The sequence below is a fragment of the Paenisporosarcina sp. HGH0030 genome, from assembly GCF_000411295.1.
Taxonomy (GTDB): domain Bacteria; phylum Bacillota; class Bacilli; order Bacillales_A; family Planococcaceae; genus Paenisporosarcina.
Genome location: NZ_KE150421.1, coordinates 301,985 through 322,511, shown reverse-complemented (window position 1 = coordinate 322,511; position 20,527 = coordinate 301,985). Strand labels below are relative to the sequence as shown.

Genomic DNA, 20,527 nt, shown 5'->3' with positions numbered 1-20,527 from the left:
TTTAATATTTTCATCTTGACGAGAGTTAAAGGCTGTTATTTCTATAGTAACTCTTTCAGAAGGAGATCCAAAGATTGATCTGCCATCGAGGACAACCTAAGATTGTAATCTTCAAATACTAAATTGGTTGTTACCGGATTTGGGAAAATCACACATTTCAAACCTGCCCCACGTGCTGCCTTCAAACCGTTCATTGAATCCTCAAAAGCAACAGCTTCCTCTGGTTTCACACCCAATGATTCAATGGCTTGCAGGTAAAGTTCTGGATCTGGTTTAACAGTTGAAACATCATCTCTCGTCTTGATTACTTCAAAATAATGAAGAATACCAAGCTGAGTTAAAAAATTTTCTACCCAACTTCTTTTTGAACTGGAAGCCAATCCTATTTTAAGGCCCGCTTCTTTAGCTGCAATTAAATAATCTTCTACACCGTCTCTTGAAATTGGCTGACCAATCTTTTCGTGAAATCGTTGGGATGCCAATTCTCTGACCTCAGAAATAGTGGACAACTCTTTTATATTGTCCACAATATATTTATCCAATAGGGTATCATCAGTACCAATCACTAACGCAAACTGTTCAATGGTCAAATTCACCTCGAATTGATACAACGCTTCCTTATATGCTTCAAACCATACCGTCTCTGTATCAATAATCAGCCCATAAAAATCGAAAATAACTGCTTTTATCATCATGCACACCCTCTTTTAAGATTTTATTTTCTCGGCTAATTGATGTTTATCTAAATTGACTTATAAAATAAAAAGGCTTAGCTATGTAAACTTTCCAAGTGATGCAACGCACTTTCATGTTTCGAAGCTAGCGTAGCGATGCAGAAACAGAAACAGAAACTGTAGCAAACGTTTTTGGCGCAGATTCCTTACCAAATAAAATATGATTAACAACTGTAGAAAACCTAAATACGAAGAGTTCATTTGCAACTAGCATACCGCAAGAAAGAATATGGTCAAAGGGGTTTGACCATATTCTTTGCGACGAGTAACCGCAGGAGCATCACTTTCGGAGAATAAGACCCACAAGTATATGGTTTTCATACTTGTTGGCTCATGCGGATCGCGGCTAGCGCAAATGTACGATAAATCAATCATATGGTGGTAAAGAACAAAAAAAACACACATTTACATGTGTGCAGCTTGTTGACAAAAGAATAATAATTAATATAAAAGTATAAAAATTGAGTTCTTATTTTTTGCACTCTATCGAAAAAGATTGTGGTCGGCTATTTCTTTCGCTTTCCGCGGACGAAACGCTAGCCTCCTCGGTTCAGCTGTCTATGACAGCTGAGCCTGTGGGGTCTAGCTTTTTTCGTTTTTCCGCAGGAGTCTTCAGAAATAGCCAACCACCTTCTAACTTAAATATTTTGCAGAAACACGCTTTCAGAAGCAACTTCTTTTGATTGGAGTGGAGGCGGCGACTTCAGCGGGAACAGCACGAGCTGAAGACCCCGCAGGAACGTAGTGACGAGGAGACTGAAGCCGTGCCCGCGAAACGCGTCCGCCACAATGGAAATCAACATTCTCTTGCATAGGCTCTTTTTCAATAGTATACAGTTATATTCACTCATTTTTTTCTTTGTCCACAGTCTGAACACACGTTTTACATGTGTGTTTTTTCTAGGTTCATATTTATCATTCAGCAATTTTTTCTAAAAAGTCATAAGGCGTGGTACCGTTCATGCCAACCAAAGGATGAATCGTCAAATGGTTGGAGGCCGTCAATGAAATTTCCTGGTCGTTTTCCTCTATAAGTTCATCAGCAACTTCATTGTCTTCGTTCTCTACAGTTGGTTCAGTCACAGGCACTGCCTCTTCACTCAATCTCTCCTTCAGTGAAGTCAGTCTTGCCAAATCATCATTGCGCTCAATGCCAAATTTAAAGACTTCAGCGTCTCCACACAAAATGAGGAAGTTTTTTGCACGTGTTATTCCTGTGTACAGTAAATTGCGTCGCAGCATTTTCATGTAACTGCGAACGACTGGCATGATGACAATCGGGAACTCACTGCCTTGCGATTTATGAATTGAGCAACAATAAGCAAGCGTCAACTGTCCTAAATCATTACGCTGATAGGTCACTTCTATCCCTTCGAATGAAACAATCAACATGTCCTGCTTTTCGACATTTTCACTGGCTTTAGAAATGCTGATCACTTCGCCCATATCCCCGTTGTACACTTGGCTTTCCGGCTGATTGACGAGTTGCAGCACTTTATCACCTATGCGATAGATCGTTTCACCGAACACAATTTCCTTGCGTTTCTTCGTGTCATTCGGATTGACCATTTCCTGAATCATTTTATTGAGTGCATCAATCCCAGCTGGACCTTTATACATCGGTGCGAGCACTTGCAATTCTTTTATCGTATGACCTTTTGCTAAGGCACTTTTGATGACTTGTTCAACCACTTTTGCGATTTGTTCCGGTCCAGCTTTAATGAAAGAACGATCGCTCGTTTTGTCGATTAAATTGGTCGGTAACTGGCCTTTTTTCATTTGATGGGCAAGTTCAATTATGGACGATCCGGCAGATTGACGATAAATGTCCGTCAGTTCCACTGTCGGAATCCTCTTTGACGCAAGCAAGTCTTTCAGAACTTGACCTGGTCCCACAGGAGGCAATTGATCCTGGTCACCTACGAATATGACTTGTGCCCCTTCAGGAATTGCCTTTAATAATTGATGGGCAAGCCATGTGTCAACCATCGACATTTCATCGATAATAATCAGGTTCCCTTTTATGTCCCGTTCTGTTTCTTCCTCTTTTTCCTGGCCAGTGAATCCAAGTAAACGATGGATTGTCATGGATGGGAGACCCGTTGATTCATTCAAACGTTTTGCAGCCCGTCCAGTTGGTGCCGCTAAAATTATCGGAAATGGTTCTTGTTTTTTTGCGTATTCTTTTGGATCGAGCGTCAGACCATGCAATTCAGCGTAAACTTCCACAAGTCCCCTGACGACGGTTGTCTTCCCTGTACCTGGCCCACCTGTCAATAACATGACGGATGCATTCATCCCGAGTTCAATAGCAGCTATTTGCGTCTCTGCATATGAAACACCTAGTCTTTCTTCAGCTTCGCCGAGCGCTTTTCGAATTTCAGAAGTCGGGAAACCTGTTCGTTCTTGTTGTTCCTGAATCAATGTTTCCAGTTTGGAAGCGATGCCCACTTCGGAAAAATATAGCGAAGGCAAATAGAACCGCGACATTTCCCCAGCCAATTTTCCTTCCTCGACTAGTTCCATGCATGCTGTTGAAATAGCATCGTATGGGACTTCTTCAAATTGGCTGGACTCCAGCAATTGCTTAACGCTCGGTAAAATATGCTCCGCATGCAAGTAAACATGTCCTTCACTGAGCGAAGCAGCGTTCAATAAATGGAAAACGGCTGCTTTGATTCGGTCAGGGTGTTTACCGGTCATACCAAGTTTGGAACCCAGTTCATCCGCACGGTGAAAACCGATGCCTTCCACGTCTTCAATCAGTCGAAACGGATTTTTCATCAACACGTCGATCGTTTCCTCACGGTAGGTCTGGTAAATCCTCATCGCCAGTTGGGGACCAAATCCCCATTCATTTAATTGAATCATGACACGTTCCAAGCCAAGGTTTTGCTCAAGCGTCATACGAATGGTTTCTTTTTTCTCTTTGGCAAGTCGTGGAACGGCGTCAAGTGCTTCAGGGTCATCCAAAATGATTCGGATTGCATCTTTCCCAAGTTTCTTGACGATCGTTTCGGCCGTTTTACGTCCAATTCCATGAAACAAGTCACTCGACAAATAATGAATGATGCCTTGTTCGGTCTCCGGCACGTCTTTTGAGAATGTTTCCACTTGAAACTGGGTTCCGTATTTTGGATGCTGTTTGATCTGGCCTGTAAAACGATACGCTTCTTCATTCATCAAAGGTGGGAAGTAGCCGGTTACAATGATTTCTTTATCTTCATATGTAGAATTTGTTTCGTTGATTTTAAGTTTCACGATGGAGAATAAGTTAGTGGCATTATGAAAAATGGTGACGACAGGTTTGCCTGTAATATACATCGCTTCTTGTTGAAATAAATCGATTTGATTTGGCAAAGCTGTCGCCTCCTAGAATGGTTATTGACTTAATGCAATCATGTCGTACACATAACGTGCCTGTTCGAAATTCGGTTGCAGTGTATACGCCTGTTTCAAATGATACAAAGCATCATTCGTGCGGTCTGTGGATACAGCGTACAAAACGCCCAAATTGTAGTGGGCATCTGCATTGTTCAAGTCTTCATGAATGACATACATAAATTCTGGTTCAGCTTCCTTGAACATCTCAAGAGCTGCCAATCCGATGCCGTAAGACAAGCGGATTTGTACATCTGTTGGCTCAAGTTCAGCTGCACGTTGTAAATAAGGCAGTGCAAGTTTAGGGTTCCCCAATCGTTCGAAGCATTTCCCTAACATGAAGTAAGCGTCAGCACCTTGAATGCCAAACTGAATCGATTTCTCATAAAGCTTCGCCGCTTCTTCGTAACGTTCCTGCTCGTAATATAAATTAGCCAATCCATAAAAAGCTGTCGCTGCTTTTTCATCCAGAGTAATAGCCTTTTGGAAGAAGCGTTCAGCACGTTCTGTTTCATTCATGCGTGCCAGTAAGTTTCCAAAGTTAATATATCCAAGTGGGTTATTCGGCTCTTCTTCAATTGCATTATTGAAATGAACAACAGCTTGTTCATAATCTTTGTTTTGAATGGCTGCAATGCCAAGTTCCAATTCTTTCATCTTCTCACTCCTCGTTCATTAGCCGACGTATGTCAATTTTTTTCCGTTCTTTATGACTTCGTCAATTGTTCCGCCACCAAGACATACATCACCGTCATATAAAACGACTGCTTGTCCAGGGGTAATTGCACGGACAGGCACTGCGAAAGTAATAACCGCGCCGTTGTTTTCCGTCAATTCCACATCAACTTTTACGTCTTCCTGACGGTATCTGAATTTCGCTGTACAAGAGAACGTATTGTCTTTTTTCTCATTCGTTGTAAAACTCATGTTAACAGCTGTCAATTGATCAGAAAATAGTGCTTCGTGATGTATGTTTTGGCCGACCAGCAATTCGTTATTCTCAAGATTTTTCCCTAGAACAAACCACGGGTCGCCAGCTCCACCAATCCCTAAGCCATGACGTTGACCGATTGTGTAATACATTAGACCATCATGACGGCCCATAACTTCCCCGTCCATTGTTACCATATTCCCCGGCTGTGCAGGCAAGTATTGGCTCAGGAATTCCTTGAAATTGCGTTCGCCGATAAAACAAATGCCTGTTGAATCTTTTTTTGCTGCTGTTGCCAATCCAGCTTCTGCAGCGATTTGACGAACCAATTTCTTTTCAAGATGACCAATTGGGAACATAACTTTCGATAATTGTTCCTGATTCAATTGATTCAAGAAATACGTTTGGTCTTTATTGTTATCCAGACCGCGAAGAAGTTGGGTTTCTCCGTCCACTTCCTTGACTTGAGCGTAATGTCCGGTAGCCAAATAATCAGCACCCAAACTGATTGCATGCTCAAGGAATGCCTTGAATTTAATTTCTTTATTGCACATCACATCTGGATTTGGGGTTCTACCTGCTTTATATTCTTCCAAAAAGTAAGTGAACACTTTATCCCAATATTGTTTCTCAAAATTCACTGCATAGTACGGAATGCCGATTTGGTTACAGACCTTGATGACGTCGTCATAATCTTCCGTTGCTGTACATACGCCATTTTCGTCAGTATCATCCCAGTTTTTCATGAAGATTCCGATGACATCGTACCCTTGTTCTTTCAATAAATAAGCTGCAACGGACGAATCAACGCCACCCGACATGCCGACAACTACACGTGTTTCTGCAGGACTTTTTAATTGTTGCATCTCTTTCACCTTTTCTACATTTATTTCACAAGTCTATTTAATACGGCGGCAGTTTTCGTTGCTGCTTCCGTTACATCGTCAAGTGTTATTCCATAACCAAAGCTGAAGCGGATAGAATTACGAAGTTCATCCGCATTTTCTCCGAACATTGCTACAAGCACATGGGATGGATCGATGGATCCTGCTGTACAAGCTGAACCGCTCGATACAGAAAGTCCAGCCATATCCAAATTCACCAATAGTGCTTCCACGTCCGTCCCTTTGAAGCTGACGTTTAAAATATGCGGAAGAGTCGATTGTACATTCCCGTTAACTTGGAATGCAATTCCTTTGTCTTCCCATGTGGAAATCATTATTTCCTTAAATTGTTGGTACAGTTTTCGTTTTTCATCCATCGACTGCTGTGCAATCGATACGGCCTCTGCGAAAGCAAGTACACTAGGTACATTTTCAGTACCCGCGCGACGTTTGCGTTCCTGCTGTCCACCAAAAAGCTGTGGTGATAATTTTGTGCCTTTTCGCTGATAAAGGAAGCCAATTCCTTTAGGACCATTGATTTTATGTGAGGAAACAGACAATAAATCCACATGAAGATCATCCACTGATATTGGCATCAATCCGTATGCTTGAACAGCATCTGTATGGAAAGTAGCCTGGTGGTGTTTCAACAATTGGCCAATTTCTACAATCGGTTGAATGGCCCCCATTTCATTGTTTCCAAGCATGATGGTCACTAAAATGGTATCTTCACGAAGTGCTTGTTTAAAGTCTTCCACTGACACAAGCCCTTGTTCATTGACAGGTAAATAAGTCACGTCAAATCCTTCTTTTTCTAGCTTTTCACATGCATGCAAAACGGCATGATGTTCAATTTGAGACGTGATAATATGTGAGCCAAGAGATTTACGCGCAAATGCTGTTCCGAAAATCGCCAAGTTATCCGCTTCCGTCCCGCCACTGGTCATTATGATATCCTGATCTTTCGCACCAATGCTATTTGCCAAAAGCTCACGGGCTTGATCCAACTGTTTTCGGGCTTCCCGGCCAGTCGCATGAATACTTGATGGATTGCCATACGACTGTTCCATCGTGTGGACTAATTTCTCAATGACTTGCGGATGTACGGGCGAAGTAGCTGCGTGGTCTAAGTAAATTCTATTCATGTCGAACTCCTTTTTAAAGGTTGTTCAAAAATCGTTTTTTGAACGCACACTTAAATGTAATACATGTATCCGTCATCTGATGACGTGTCACTGAATTTAGCTAAATCTTCAATCGTTGTAGTATCCAGAACGGTTTTTACGGCATCACGAATGCGAAGCCACAATTCTCGTTGAGGAGGAGCTTCATTTTCAATGCCTTCCACCGGTTGAATCGGTCCTTCCAGTACTCGGATGACATCCCCGGCAGAAATTAAATGAGGTGGCTTTGAAAGCATATATCCACCGTGTGCTCCGCGGACACTTTTAACTAGGCCCGAATTACGAAGCGGTGAAACCAATTGTTCTAAATAAGCTTCCGATAATTCATTGTCTGATGCTATTTGACGGAGAGGTACTGGACCTTCTCCAAATTGTTTGGCTAGCTCTATCATAATCGTTAATCCGTATCGACCTTTTGTCGAAATTCTCACGTTATTCACCCCGTATAATCCTTAAAATCATCTACATAGTATATCACATTTCCGACCAATCGCCTGTGAAATGACTTTTCGTCCGGTAACACGTATACTAGAGAACAAATGTACGAATTTAGGAGGTACTCACGATGCAAAACGAACCACTTGCTTATCGAATGAGACCGCAAAAATTGGATGAAATCGCTGGTCAGCAAGACATAATCGGAAAACATACACCTTTATATAAAATGATTGCGAACGGCCATGTCCCTTCAATTTTGTTATACGGTGAGCCGGGAATCGGCAAGACATCCCTAGCTTATGCCATTGCCGGTACTAGCAATCTTTCTTTCATCGCACTTAATGCGACACGCTCAGGCAAGAAAGATATAGAAGAAGTGGTGGCTGAGTCACGCGTAACAGGAAAAGTTCTGTTATTCCTTGATGAGATCCATCGTTTCAATAAATTACAGCAAGATACTTTGCTCCCCCATGTTGAAAGCGGCGCAATCGTATTGATTGGTGCCACAACGGAAAATCCATTTCATGATGTAAACCCGGCTATCCGTTCCCGTTGCGGTGAAATCAAACAACTGAAACGTTTGACGGCTGAAGACTTATTGGTATTGATACAACGCGCATTACAAGACGACAAACGCGGCCTGGGCCGACAAAAGATTAATATCTCTGAAGAACAGCAAATGAAAATCGCAGAAGCGGCAAATGGTGATGCCCGAAAAGCTTTAACTCTGCTTGAATCTGTCGTTTCCGCGTCTGACGATGAAGATGGCGTGGTTGTAGTAGACGATGCTTTGCTCCAAAATCTCGTCGATCGCATCGGCGTGTTCGGGGATAAAAAAGGGTCTCATTTTTATAATTTGTTATCTGCATTGCAAAAATCCGTGCGCGGAAGTGACGTCAATGCGGCCATGTATTACTTGGCTCATTTACTTGAAAATGGTGATTTGGTAGCAGTCTCGAGACGCCTTCTTGTCATGGCATACGAAGATATCGGCGTTGCAAATCCAGCAGTTGGCGCGCACGTTCTTGCGAGCATTCAGGCAGCTGAACGATTGGGGTTGCCGGAAGCTCGCATTCCGTTGGCAAATGCTGTCGTGGAAATGTGTTTATCGGAGAAATCCAATTCAGCTTATAAAGCAATTGATGCTGCCATTGCTTCCATTCATGCCGGAAAAGTTGGCGATATCCCGAGCCATCTGAAAGATACACATTATGCAGGAGCAGCTGCACTCGGACACGAAGGATATTTATATCCGCACAACACACCGATTGGATCATTTGGCGGTTGGGTCAATCAAACCTATCTGCCTGACAATTTGATTGGTTCGAAGTATTACAATCCGGTGCTCGCGGGCGAAGAAAAGAAACTTGCGGGTATTTATCAGAAGTTGGAATCATTTAAAGGAAAGAAGACCTGAATCGCCAGCGAGCGGTTCAGGTCTTTTTATGTGTTGTGGTGAAGAATTAGGAGGAAATTGGTTAGTTGCCCCTATAAACGTGAAAGTTGCCCCAATCCGCACAAAAGTTGCCCCTATCGAACGAATAGTTGCCCCTATCACCTAATTCATCACAAGAAAAAAGGCCACCCCAGTTTAACTTGAAGGGTCGCCTTCTCAAATTAATTAGAACGTACGCGTTTTACCGGAATTTCTTTTGTAATATCGTTAATAACCCAGCTTGCTGCCACTAATCCGGCAACAGACGGTACGAATGCGTTCGACGATGGTGGCATTTTTGCCTTACGAATTTTCGCATCTGGCTTACCAACTGTTTCCACCACATCTTCTCGAACGACAATCGGGCTTTCGTCAGAAAAAACAACAGGAATTCCTTTATAGATTCCTTCTTTACGAAGTTTCGTACGAATCACTTTTGCCAAAGGATCCGTATGTGTTTTAGAAATATCAGCAATTTTGAAGCGTGTAGGGTCTGTTTTATTTGCTGCCCCCATACTTGAAATGACTTTGACGCCTCGAGCCAGACATTCTTTCATTAAATGGATTTTGTAAATGATAGTATCAGAAGCATCAATCACGTAATCCAAGTTATGGCTGAAGAATTCTTCGTATGTTTCTTCTGTATAGAACATGTGCAAATCATGTACTTCACATGCAGGATTGATGTCCAAAATTCGTTCCTTCATTACTTCGGACTTCGAGCGTCCTACTGTTGATGTATAAGCAACCAATTGGCGATTGATGTTTGTAATATCTACATTGTCTTTATCAACGAGGATGATTTTCCCGATACCGCTTCTTGCACATGCTTCCGCAGCAAAAGAACCTACGCCTCCAATACCCAAAATAGCGACTGTCGTGTTTTTTAGCAGGTCGACACCTTCAGTACCTATGGCTAATTCATTTCGTGAAAATTGGTGTAACATATGATGTCCTCACAATCTATATCGTTTTAGTCGGGATTGTAATCATTAAAAACCCTCTAGCTTGAAGCAAGCTAGAGGGATTATTCATAATGTAGGACGAATCCCAATCGTGCCGTCATTATGAAGCGTATCGTTTTGAACCCGCACACAGCAGGTGGGTATCCACTTTACAACTTATAACGTCCCCTGGGGGCATGTTAGCCATTATAAAAGGAGGATTCCCGACGATATTATTGTTCGGTCAAAAGCGATTGGCAATTAACGAACACATCAGGATTCGTGTTACAAGTATCCTATCATATCTATTTTAGAAATTCAAGCCTCTCATTCACCTGATTTTAGATTTTTCTGAATACTAATTGCCAATGATAAATCTTTCAATTGTTCTTCCGAGACTGGGCTTGGCGCTTTTGTTAAAATATCGCTGGCACTCGCAGTTTTAGGGAAAGCAATTGTGTCACGTAAGTTTGTGCGACCAGCCAATAACATAACTAATCGGTCCAATCCTAATGCAATACCACCGTGCGGAGGTGTTCCATACTCAAACGCTTCAAGCAAAAAGCCGAACTGAGCTGTCGCTTCTTCCTGAGAGAAACCAAGAATACTGAACATTTTTTCTTGCACATCACGTTCATAAATACGCAGTGATCCGCCACCTAGCTCATAGCCATTTAACACTAAGTCATAGGCTTGTGCGCGGACGCTTGCTGGGTCCGTATCCATTAATTCGATGTCTTCAACGAAAGGCATCGTGAATGGATGGTGAGCTGCATAATAACGGCCTTCCTGATCGTCATATTCAAATAACGGCCAATCAATAATCCATAAGAAAGCAAATTTGCTTTCATCGATCAATTGAAGTTCTTTTCCTAATTTCATGCGAAGCGCACCTAAAGCATCAGCAACAACCGATTTTTTGTCAGCAACGAACAACAATAAATCTCCTGCTTCAGCGTTTAGTGTCTGAGCTAATTTCTCGCCTGCTTCACCTTCAAAGAATTTAGCGATTGGTCCTTTCAATCCTTCTGCATCGACTTTTAACCAAGCAAGACCTTTCGCACCATAGCGACCGGCAAACTCACCTAGCGCATCGATATCTTTTCGTGAATAATTGTCAGCTGACCCTTTGACATTGATTGCCTTTACTTGACCACCATTCTCAACGGCACCAGCAAATACTTTGAATGAAGAATCCGCAACCAATGCTGATACGTCCTGAAGTTCAAGACCAAAACGGACATCAGGTTTATCAGAACCAAAGCGATCCATTGCCTCTGTGTACTTCATGCGTCGGAAAGGCGTTTCAATTTCAATACCTTTGACGTCTTTCATCATTTTCTTCATCATACGTTCGTTCATTTCAAGAATATCTTCCATTGACATGAAGCTCATTTCCATGTCGATTTGAGTAAATTCAGGTTGACGGTCTGCACGTAAATCTTCATCGCGGAAACAACGCGCAATCTGGTAGTATTTTTCAAAGCCTGACACCATCAGCATTTGTTTGAACAATTGAGGTGATTGTGGCAATGCGTAAAATTCCCCGTCATGCACACGGCTTGGTACTAAATAGTCACGTGCTCCTTCCGGTGTTGATTTCGTAAGGATTGGTGTTTCCACTTCAAGGAATGTTTCTTCATCCAGGAATCGTCGAATCGATTTCGTTACTTCTGAACGCATTTTAAATGTTTCATACATTACCGGACGGCGAAGGTCTAAATAACGATATTTCAATCGTAAGTCTTCGCTGACATCTGTTTGGTTTTCAATCGCAAATGGTGGATTTTTCGCTTCATTAACAATGGTCACAAGATTTGCCTGAACTTCGATACGTCCCGTTACCATGTTTGGATTCACTTGTGATTCTTGACGGGCAACTACTTCCCCGCTCACTTCAACGACAAATTCATTACGTAATTTGTCTGCGATAGCCAACGCTTCCTGGGAAATGTCCGGGTTGAAAACAATTTGTACGATGCCCGAACGGTCGCGAAGATCTACGAAAATCAATCCGCCCAAATCACGTCTTTTTTGAACCCATCCTTTTAATACGACTTGTTGCCCAATTGCCTGTTCTGCTACTTCTCCACATGGATGTGTACGTTTTGTCATGCTAATTCCTCCATTGCTCTAGTTGCGATTTCTTCAAATTGTTCAACAATTTCATCGAATGCCAATTCCTGCTGCGTACCATTTGCTAAATATTTCAGTGAAACTTTGCCCGTTTCCAGTTCATTATCTCCGATAACTACTGAGAATTTTGCGTTCAGACGATCGGCCGATTTCATTTGTGCTTTCACTTTACGGTCTAAGTAATCCATTTCCGCTGAAATATTGTTTTGACGAAGTTGGGAAACGAATGAAACGGCTTTATCTTTCGCAGCTTCACCCATTGCTACCACATATACGTCGAGTGAATCGCTATTTGTGTACGATTCACCTTCTGCTTCCAATGCCAATAATAATCGTTCGATACTCATACCAAAGCCGATCCCAGGAGAATCTGGTCCACCTAGGTCTTCGACTAACCCATTATATCGACCGCCTCCACAAAGAGTCGTTATTGCGCCAAAGCCTTCACCTTCACTCATGATTTCAAAAGCTGTGTGATTGTAATAATCAAGACCACGTACTAAATTCGGATCGAGTTCATATTTAATCGATAAAATATCAAGGTAGTGTTTTACTTTTTCAAAATAAGTCAGAGATTCTTCATTTAAGTAGTCCGGTAATTGAGGAGCTGTGCCCATTAATGGATTCTCACGGTCTACTTTGCAATCAAGAATACGAAGCGGATTTTTTTGCAGACGGTTTTGACAGTCCGAACAAAACTCTTGGATGTGAGGAGCAAAGTGGGCAATTAATGCATCACGGTGAGCTTGTCGGCTTTCTGTATCTCCTAAAGAATTGAGAACCAATTTAATTTTCTTCAATCCTGCTTTTTTATAGACATTCATAGCAAGTGCCATGACTTCAGCATCAATTGCTGGATCTTTACTTCCGATTGCTTCAACGCCGAATTGTACGAATTGACGGTAGCGACCCGCTTGTTGACGCTCATATCGGAACATCGGACCCATGTAATATAATTTAACCGGTTGATTAGGCAGTCCGAATAATTTATTTTCTACAAATGAACGTACGACTGATGCTGTTCCCTCAGGGCGTAAAGTTAAGGAGCGATCGCCTCTGTCGGTAAACGTGTACATTTCTTTTTGTACGATATCTGTCGTATCCCCTACACTTCGCGTGAACAGTTCAGTATGTTCAAAAATAGGTGTACGGATTTCTTTATACTGAAACAACCGACACGTATCCCGAATTAATTCTTCAACTGCTTGCCACTTTTCTGTTTCACCTGGCAGTAAATCTTTTGTTCCTCTTGGCACATTAATCGACATATTAATGTCTCCTTTCATTGACAATATAAAAAGCTCCCGCCCCTTGCGCAAAAACGCAAGGGACGAGAGCTAATGTTAGCTTCCGCGGTTCCACCCTAATTGACACAAAAAGCTTGTGTCCTCTCAAGTCCGGATAACGACCGGTTCCGTTTCCGTCTACTGCACCGCGAGGGTATTTCGACGAAAAACCTATCAAGTGTTGTTCACTGAGTGCTTCTGTAGGAAAGATTCCAGCCACGTCTTTCCCTCTCTTAACAGCGTATTAAACAGCTACTTTCTTGGTCATTGGCAATTTGTTTGATTCAGATTATACCTTATCTTAATGACTGTCGTTTGAGATGTCAACCTTTTTTCAGAAAGCTATAGTTTTTTCAGCCAACAGTCTTTACAATGTACAAAAGGAGGGATTTTATGACAAAATTTCAACTTCGACAAAATGTGCAAATTTTACTAGTACTATTTTTATTATTATCTCTTATCCTACCTTCATCTATACAAGCTGAGGGTGAAAATGTCCAGTCGACTGTATCAAATTTACATTTACGTTCAGGACCGGGACTTGCCTATCCGATTATTGCTTCTATGAAAATGGGCGATCAAATGCTAGTTCTTGAACAACAGGGTGATTGGTTAAAGGTTCGTCGTGGAACTTCTGAGGGATGGGTTGCATCTTGGTACACGAAGCAATTGGGTGAAAAAAAACAAGCGACCGGACAACTTGTTGTTTCTAAAGTAGACAGATTGAATGTCCGTTCCCAACCTTCGACTGATGCAGCGGTCCTGGCAAAACTTTCTGCCGGCGATCAAGCGACACTGTTGACTGATCATGGAAAATGGGCTGAGATTTCCTTTAATCAAGTTAAAGGTTTTGTTGCGAAAGAATACATAACGGTTCAAACAAACGATTCTAAGCCTTCTAAGCAAAGCGCGAAGAAAGAAAATCAGTTCGAAGTTTCAGTTGATAGTCTTAACGTCCGTTCCAAACCAGATTTAACAGCAAAAAAAGTTGCCAACGTCAATAAAGGGGAACAATTTAAAATTATTGAAAAACAACACAATTGGGTGAAGATCGAACTTTCATCTAATGAAAGTGGCTGGGTCTATTCTTTTTATGGCACGTTGACTGCAACTGCCAGTACTACTTCTTCCGAGAAGCCGAAACAAGAACAAGGTAGTAAAAAAACGAAAAGCAAAAATATCTTTATCGTATACAATGGTACGAATTTGCGTTCCACCCCTGACACATCGGGTGAAGTCGTCTATCGAGCAAATGCTGGCGAATCATTTGAAACAATCGGACAAACTGGAGATTGGTATGAAGTAAACACGCCAAATGGCACAAAAGGCTATGTTGCCAATTGGGTAATCTCTACCGATGCCGCTGAAAAAGAAACACACCAACAGAAATCAAAATCAAAACGTAAAAAAGGCACATTAAATGGATTAACCATCGTTGTCGATCCTGGGCATGGTGGAAATGATCACGGCACTACAGGAGCCAGAGGAACGGATGAAAAAGGAATTACTCTTCGCACATCTGAACTTTTGGCAAGCAAATTACAGTCTGCAGGTGCCAATGTCGTCATGACACGTGATTCCGATATCTATGTTGACTTACGAAAACGCGTGGCTATCGGCCATCAACTCGCTGCAGATGCTTTTATCAGTGTTCATTATGACGCAACCGACAGCAGTGCGATTAATGGGTTCACTACTTATTACATGCATGGCTATCAAAAAGGACTTGCTCAAAGTGTACATCGATCCCTTGGGAACACAATTTCCTTGCGTGACCGCGGTGCTCAGCCTGGAAATTATCTTGTACTGCGAGAAAATCGTCAGCAAGCGATCTTGATTGAACTTGGTTTCCTGAGTAATCCATCAGAAGAACGTGCAGTGACGACTGAACAATTCAGAGAACAAGCATCTTTGGGCATTTACAATGGAGTCGTCAATTATTTCGATGATCAATTGGAATAGAAAAAAGCTCGTCCAATAAATTCTGGACGAGCTTTTTTATCATTTCTTTAAAGATCACAGATATTTTTTTGTGCTTTCAGAACATGAGCAACGTTTAATGATTTCATGGTCCACTATGATCCTCTTAACTGGTTCATTTGGATTTTCCAATAGTTGAATCATACTTTTTGCCGCCTGATAGCCGATTTCGAAAATATTGATATCAACTGAGGTTAAAGGTGGATGGGACAGTTCAGTAAAAAGCACATTATTGAAGCTGATGATCGACATGTCTTCAGGGACGGAAATATTCATTTCCAACAATGTATTCAAAACGCCAAGTGCAATTAAATCATCAGCCACCACCAAAGCGGTAGGAGGTTCTTCCAGATTGATGAGCTTCCCAATAGCCTCTTGCCCACCTTCACGTAAAAACTGACTGTGTATAATATAATCGTCGTTGCTTTGAACACCAGCTTCACCTAGAGCTTTTTCAAAACCTAGTAACCGCTCGACCGTCACCACAAAGTTCAGATCTCCGCCAATAAAACCTATTTGTTTATGCCCCAGGCTCAGCAAGTAACTCGTCGCTTCTTTTGTCGCTTTATAGTTATCGTTATCTACATATGTAATTTTCTCCACATCTTTAAACGGTTTTCCTATTACGACAAATGGAAAATTTCTTTCTCTCAAATAATTCAAGACCTTGTCTTCAATCCGGGAATATAAAAGGATGACTCCGTCAACACGTCCGCCCTGCACCATTTGTACAACCCCGTCAAAAATCTCTTCATCTGTATTCCCCGTATTGATCTGCAACGCATAATGTCGTTCATTAGCTCCGTCACTTAACCCTCTCAATACTGTCGGGAAAAATGGATTCTGGAAGAATACATCTGTTGAGTTTGGCAAAACCAATCCAATAACTCTTGTTGACTGATTGGCTAAACTGCGAGCGATAAAATTCGGATGATAGCCTAGTTCATCCATAGCAGCTCTTACTTTAATTTTAGTTTTTTCACTGATTCGAGGGTTATTCGCAATGACCCTCGACACGGTTGAAGGTGCCACATTTGATAGTTTGGCAACGTCTTTGATTGTGATGGCCAAAGCTCCTCATCCTCTCTTTAAGAACTTCATAACCATAATTCATATAAATCTATTATAACGATTGTTGACGAATTAATTTACAAAATAATTAATATTCAAGTGGTTATTTTTTGATTTCGTCTCATAAAGAACCAAAATCCAAAAATGTAGTTTGACCATAATCTTTTCGACGAGTAACCGCAGGAGCAGTTGGTCCAAACCTTTGCGACGAGTAACCGCAGAAGCAGGTTTTTTTGTCGCGGATTCCATAACTTTTAATAAAAAATTCAAATTAAACATGGGTATTAACCTTTTGTCCCGCCTGCTGTTAGACCAGATACGAAATATTTTTGGAACATCAAGAACAGAATCGCGATAGGAATTGCTACTAATACTGCACCTGCTGCGAACTTTGTGAATTCATTACCAAACTGCTTGGCCACCATTTCGTATAGACCGACGGCAAGTGTAAATTTCTGATCATCGCGTAGTAAAATCCGTGCGAGGATGAAATCACCCAAAGGTGCGATGAACGAGAACAATGCAACTACTGCAATGATTGGTTTAGCCAAAGGCATAACAATTTGGAAGAAGATGCGCATATGACCTGCACCATCCATTTTTGCCGATTCATCCAGTTCTCTTGGAATGGTGTCCAAATAACCTTTCATCAGATACGTATTCATCGGTATTTGTCCACCTACATACACAAGAATTAATCCTAGATGCGTATCAATCAAACCTGTACGGATGGCTAATACGAAAATCGCTATTAATGCTGCAAAGTTTGGAATCATTTGCAGGATTAAAAATGTCAGCAAGCCGTTCTTTCTTCCATAGAAACGGTATCGTGAAAAGGCATAAGCTGTAAATGACACAGAGATAACCGTTAAAACCATCGTAATGACACTTATTTTCATGGAATTCCAATACCAAAGAAGGTAATTGGATTTCTCTGTATCAAACAAGAAATCATAATGTTTGAATGTTGGATTATCGGGAAACATTTTTGATCCTGATAAACTTTGACCTGGATTAAATGAAGATCCAATAACCCATAGCAATGGATACACAACAATGGCAACCATCGCTAAAATAGCTAAATAAGATAACGTGAGGCGGATGATTCTGCTTTTTTTATTACTCATGTTACATCATATCCTCCTCTTGGAAAGATTTCGTGCGTTTAAATTGCCATAACGCTACGGAGATGACAATGATTGAAAGAATCATGGTGACAGCAGCCGCTTTTCCGTATTGTGCACTGGTCATGGTCAAACGATAGATCCAGGATATGAGGATATCGGTACCCCCGGCATTTTGGCTCGGAATCGCAGGACCTCCCCCGTTGAACAGGAAAATAACGTTAAAGTTATTAAAATTGAATGTATATTGCGTAATGATTATTGGCGCCGTCGCATACAACACTAACGGCAACGTAATCGAGAAGAACTTTTGCATGATGGATGCGCCGTCCACATTTGCTGCTTCATACAATTCATCAGGAATGGATTGAAGAACCCCTGTTGTCATCGCAAAAATGAACGGGAATCCTAACCATGTCTGAATCATAATCAACGCAAATCTCGTCCACATTTCATTCGTCATCCAAGGCAACCCAGCTTCGAGCCCTATTAAGGGAAGGATGGATTTATTGATGACACCGAAAGTTTCGTTGAACATACCCGAGAAAATCAAGATTGTGATGAACGATGGAACAGCCCACGGTAAAATCATGATTGTACGAATGATTGCTTTTCCTTTCAAATCCTTTTGATTAACAAGAATCGCTAGGAAGATCCCTAGAGCTACTTGGAAAGTTGTAGCAACGAAAGTCCAGACAATGGTCCAAGCAAGTACAGCAAAGAATGTTTTTCTCCAAATGTCCAATTTATAAATATCAATAAAGTTTTGGAATCCAACCCAGTCCACTAAATTTCCTGGTGGTGAATGGTACAAATCGTAATTGGTAAATGCCAAAAGTATGACAAATAATATTGGGAAAATAACAACAAAAATCAAGAGGAAGAATCCTGGTGAGATCATTAAGTAGGGAAATCCATTATTTATTAAGTTATGGTATTGCTGTCTTACCGAGTTTACCGATTCGCCTAGATCACGTTTCTTTCCGTTATGGTACGCGTCAAATAAATTAAACGCATACACACATAGACCCATGATGGTGATAATTAAAGCAATGATGCCATCGATTAACAGGAATACTGAATTATCTAATCCAGCAATTTCCCCTAAAGTGACAATGCCCCAATAACCTACTCCTAAAAACTCAGAAAAAACGATGGCAAACGATGCCGCTAAAATTAAAAAGATCATTCCTTTAATAAATTGCTTATTGTAAAACTGTCCGAATCCAGGAATTATGGAGAGCAATGTGGCATTTCTTCGATGATGAGTAGCAGTTGTTAAACCTTCCATTCGGGCTTTGGCCTCCTTTTCAGCATAGAAGAAAGTGTTGAGTATGTATCACAATCGGTAATTGTAGTTTTCAATACTTATAGTATGCTATTCGAAAAACTGAAATTAATAGGATAAATAAAAGGATAGGCAATACCCTCCGGAATGAAGGATACCGCCCATGTCTTTTTCCAGCATTTTGATACCAGCGTGATATGCTACCTAAGTCTCTACCATATCCATAATAAAAAGCTATGGCAGGTGGTTGTAACTGATTAACTTTCTCAGGCATCGGAGTAGATCTTGGGAGACACACTTAGCAAGTATTATTTCGCTGGGTGATTTGTTTCAATGTTAGTTTTGATAGATTTAACAGCTTCGTCCAAAGCTGCTTGTGGTTCAGATTTACCTGTAGCCACAGTTTGAAGTGCAGAAGCCATTGGTCCCCAAACTTCGCCCATTTCTGGAATGTTTGGCATTGGCACTGCGTATTGAGATTGAACAGCTACAGCTTTAGCTCCTTCATTGTCAGCAATAATTGGATCTTCAACTAATGCTACGTTAGCAGGAATTTCTGAAACTGCTTCAAAACGAGCTTTCGAGTTTTCATCATTAGACAAGTGTTCGATAAGTTTTGTTGCCCAGTAAGGATTTTTCGTGAACTTCGTTACGTGCCATCCTTTAACACCCATGAATGTTTTAACATGCTCTCCGTTTGGAAGTGTTGGCATTGGAGCAATTCCGATGTCAACTCCTGCGTCTCTCATTGATTGGAATGCCCAAGGTCCGTTCATAACTGCAGCAACTTTACCTTCGTTAAATAGGCCGTCCATTGCAGCACCGCCAGTTTCACCTATAATACCTTTAGGGAATAATCCTTCTGTGTACCATTTTTGAATGTATGCAGCACCTTCTACAGCGCCTTCATTGTTCAAGCCAATATCTTTACGGTCAAGACCTTCTGCGCCTTCGTTGAACACATATCCACCCATACCTGCAATCGCACCGTGTGCAAAGTAGAAGTTATCCCAAAGTGCAAGGAATCCGTAGTTTTCACCTTTTGTGAAATCTTTAGAGAATGTATAAAGCTCATCCATTGTTTCAGGAGCTTTTTCCATTAATGCCTTGTTATAAATAAATACTGGTGTTTCTGTTGCTTTAGGAAGACCGAAAAGTTTTCCATCATACATTTGAGCAGTAATTGAAGATTCGCTATATGTTTTTAATACTGAATCTTCAACTTTAATTTCTTGAATAAGTCCTTCAGTTACAACTTGGCCGATTTGGTCATGAGGAAGAGTTACAACGTCTGGAGCATTTCCTGTTGGACCATCTAGACGTAATTGATCACGGATTTTATCAGCCATATTCAACTCTTTAAATTCAACTTTGATACCATACTCTTTTTCGAAAGATTCGATAGCAGCTGGTAACCAGTCTTTTGACTTGTCAACATCTTCCCAGATTACAAGTTTCTCTGGTTTAGGCTCTTCAGCCACGTCTTTGCCATCTGAGTCTTTACCGTCAGTTTCTGGATTTTCTGCACGATCAGGTGCACAAGCGCCGAGCATTGCTAATAAAAGAACAAGCATCATTAAAAATAAACTTTTCTTCATCATGACCCTCCTAATATCTTTTTGAACACTCACCTATACAACCGTTTGCACAAATCTAAAAACTCGTAAAAATGAAAACGCTATCATCTCTTTTTAAAAAAATAATGATTGTC

At 41.2% G+C, this 20,527-nt stretch carries 15 protein-coding genes, 1 other RNA gene and 1 other annotated feature; of the genes, 2 read left to right on the top strand and 14 right to left on the bottom strand.

Annotation, left to right across the window (positions count from 1 at the left end):
• Positions 1-41 precede the first annotated feature (41 nt).
• From HMPREF1210_RS01610 to cymR, 6 genes are all read right to left on the bottom strand, one after another.
• Entirely contained in the window at positions 42-692 is a 651-nt protein-coding gene (locus tag HMPREF1210_RS01610; protein WP_016426843.1) for an HAD family hydrolase, read from the bottom strand.
• A gap of 957 nt (positions 693-1,649) precedes the next feature.
• Complete coding sequence (locus HMPREF1210_RS01605) at positions 1,650-4,094, bottom strand: ATP-dependent RecD-like DNA helicase (RefSeq protein WP_016426842.1); 2,445 nt, start codon at positions 4,092-4,094, stop codon at positions 1,650-1,652.
• A gap of 21 nt (positions 4,095-4,115) precedes the next feature.
• A complete protein-coding gene (locus HMPREF1210_RS01600; protein WP_016426841.1) occupies positions 4,116-4,772 on the bottom strand; it encodes a lipopolysaccharide assembly protein LapB in 657 nt (218 codons plus the stop codon).
• A gap of 18 nt (positions 4,773-4,790) precedes the next feature.
• Entirely contained in the window at positions 4,791-5,912 is a 1,122-nt protein-coding gene (mnmA, locus tag HMPREF1210_RS01595) for a tRNA 2-thiouridine(34) synthase MnmA (protein WP_016426840.1), read from the bottom strand.
• A 20-nt stretch (positions 5,913-5,932) separates the two neighbouring features.
• Entirely contained in the window at positions 5,933-7,075 is a 1,143-nt protein-coding gene (locus tag HMPREF1210_RS01590; protein WP_016426839.1) for a cysteine desulfurase family protein, read from the bottom strand.
• Positions 7,076-7,125: 50 nt separating this feature from the next.
• The gene (gene cymR / locus HMPREF1210_RS01585; RefSeq protein ID WP_036659286.1) at positions 7,126-7,545 is read right to left on the bottom strand and encodes a cysteine metabolism transcriptional regulator CymR; all 420 of its coding nucleotides are present in this window, start codon (positions 7,543-7,545) and stop codon (positions 7,126-7,128) included.
• A gap of 134 nt (positions 7,546-7,679) precedes the next feature.
• Here cymR and HMPREF1210_RS01580 point away from each other — a divergent pair, with 134 nt between their 5' ends.
• Positions 7,680-8,969, top strand: coding sequence for a replication-associated recombination protein A (locus HMPREF1210_RS01580; protein ID WP_016426837.1), 1,290 nt, complete (start codon positions 7,680-7,682; stop codon positions 8,967-8,969).
• Positions 8,970-9,169: 200 nt separating this feature from the next.
• Here the strand turns inward: HMPREF1210_RS01580 and HMPREF1210_RS01575 are convergent, their stop codons facing one another.
• The 4 genes from HMPREF1210_RS01575 to hisS form a co-directional block, all read right to left on the bottom strand.
• Complete coding sequence (locus HMPREF1210_RS01575; protein ID WP_016426836.1) at positions 9,170-9,934, bottom strand: ThiF family adenylyltransferase; 765 nt, start codon at positions 9,932-9,934, stop codon at positions 9,170-9,172.
• A gap of 96 nt (positions 9,935-10,030) precedes the next feature.
• A non-coding RNA gene (ssrS, locus tag HMPREF1210_RS17435) (6S RNA) lies at positions 10,031-10,214 on the bottom strand.
• Positions 10,215-10,258: 44 nt separating this feature from the next.
• On the bottom strand, positions 10,259-12,046 hold the full coding sequence (gene aspS / locus HMPREF1210_RS01570) for an aspartate--tRNA ligase (protein WP_016426835.1): 1,788 nt from the start codon (positions 12,044-12,046) through the stop codon (positions 10,259-10,261).
• On the bottom strand, positions 12,043-13,335 hold the full coding sequence (hisS, locus tag HMPREF1210_RS01565) for a histidine--tRNA ligase (protein ID WP_016426834.1): 1,293 nt from the start codon (positions 13,333-13,335) through the stop codon (positions 12,043-12,045). The genes aspS and hisS overlap by 4 nt, the downstream gene beginning before the upstream one ends.
• A 55-nt stretch (positions 13,336-13,390) precedes the next feature.
• Positions 13,391-13,630, bottom strand: a binding site (T-box leader).
• 116 nt (positions 13,631-13,746) lie between these two features.
• Here hisS and HMPREF1210_RS01555 point away from each other — a divergent pair.
• Entirely contained in the window at positions 13,747-15,315 is a 1,569-nt protein-coding gene (locus HMPREF1210_RS01555) for an SH3 domain-containing protein (protein ID WP_016426832.1), read from the top strand.
• 54 nt (positions 15,316-15,369) lie between these two features.
• On the opposite strand, the gene HMPREF1210_RS01550 is transcribed toward HMPREF1210_RS01555, so the two are convergent.
• The 4 genes from HMPREF1210_RS01550 to HMPREF1210_RS01530 all read right to left on the bottom strand — a co-directional run bounded on the left by HMPREF1210_RS01550 (position 15,370) and on the right by HMPREF1210_RS01530 (position 20,414).
• Positions 15,370-16,404 carry a LacI family DNA-binding transcriptional regulator gene (locus HMPREF1210_RS01550; protein WP_016426831.1) on the bottom strand — a complete coding sequence of 345 codons (1,035 nt, stop codon included), beginning with the start codon at positions 16,402-16,404 and terminating at the stop codon, positions 15,370-15,372.
• A gap of 284 nt (positions 16,405-16,688) precedes the next feature.
• Complete coding sequence (locus tag HMPREF1210_RS01540) at positions 16,689-17,531, bottom strand: sugar ABC transporter permease (protein WP_016426829.1); 843 nt, start codon at positions 17,529-17,531, stop codon at positions 16,689-16,691.
• Between the two features lies 1 nt (position 17,532).
• A complete protein-coding gene (locus HMPREF1210_RS01535; protein ID WP_016426828.1) occupies positions 17,533-18,819 on the bottom strand; it encodes a carbohydrate ABC transporter permease in 1,287 nt (428 codons plus the stop codon).
• Positions 18,820-19,124: 305 nt separating this feature from the next.
• Positions 19,125-20,414 (bottom strand): extracellular solute-binding protein, encoded by a 1,290-nt coding sequence (locus HMPREF1210_RS01530; RefSeq protein WP_016426827.1) that lies wholly within the window; start codon positions 20,412-20,414, stop codon positions 19,125-19,127.
• Between the last annotated feature and the right edge of the window lie 113 nt (positions 20,415-20,527).